At 46.1% G+C, this 1,079-nt stretch carries 1 protein-coding gene; it reads right to left on the reverse strand.

From position 1 onward, the window contains the following. Positions 1 to 1,079, reverse strand: a 1,079-nt coding sequence (gene tuf / locus A9260_RS13465; RefSeq protein ID WP_068699769.1) for an elongation factor Tu, incomplete at both ends; no start/stop codon positions are given.

Raw genomic sequence — 1,079 nt, forward strand, 5'->3', positions numbered from 1 at the left:
ACAACACCAGCACCAACAGTACGGCCACCTTCACGGATTGCGAAGCGTAGACCTTCGTCCATTGCGATTGGAGCGATTAGCTCAACAGTCATTTGAACGTTGTCGCCTGGCATTACCATCTCAACACCTTCCGGTAGAGTGATGTCGCCTGTTACGTCAGTTGTACGGAAGTAGAACTGTGGACGGTAACCTTTGAAGAAAGGAGTGTGGCGGCCGCCTTCGTCTTTTGAAAGAACGTACACTTCTGACTCAAATTTAGTGTGTGGGTTGATTGAACCTTTAGCAGCAAGTACTTGGCCACGTTCAACGTCATCACGCTTAGTACCACGTAGAAGTGCACCAACGTTCTCACCTGCACGACCTTCGTCAAGCAGTTTACGGAACATTTCAACACCAGTACAAGTAGTAGTAGTTGTTTCTTTGATACCAACGATTTCGATCTCGTCACCTACACGTAGGATACCGCGCTCGATACGACCAGTAACAACAGTACCACGACCTTGAATTGAGAATACATCTTCAATAGGAAGTAGGAACGGTTGATCAACAGCACGCTCTGGAAGTGGAATGTAAGAATCTAGTGCTTCTGCAAGCTCAACAATCTTGTCTTCCCACTCTTTTTCGCCGTTTAGAGCGCCAAGTGCAGAACCTTGAATTACTGGAAGRTCATCTCCAGGGTATTCGTATTCAGAAAGAAGTTCACGAACTTCCATTTCTACTAGTTCAAGTAGTTCTTCATCATCAACCATGTCACATTTGTTCATGAATACGATGATGTAAGGAATACCAACCTGACGACCAAGTAGGATGTGCTCACGTGTTTGTGGCATAGGGCCATCTGTAGCAGCAACAACTAGGATACCGCCGTCCATTTGAGCAGCACCAGTGATCATGTTTTTAACATAATCGGCGTGTCCAGGACAATCTACGTGTGCGTAGTGACGTTCAGGAGTATCGTACTCTACGTGAGAAGTAGCGATTGTGATACCGCGCTCACGCTCTTCAGGAGCGTTATCGATAGATGCGAAATCTTTAGCTTCACCACCGTATACTTTTGACAAAGTAGTACAGATAGCAGC

It is taken from the genome of Vibrio sp. UCD-FRSSP16_30 (genome assembly GCF_001676025.1).
Classification (GTDB): domain Bacteria; phylum Pseudomonadota; class Gammaproteobacteria; order Enterobacterales; family Vibrionaceae; genus Vibrio.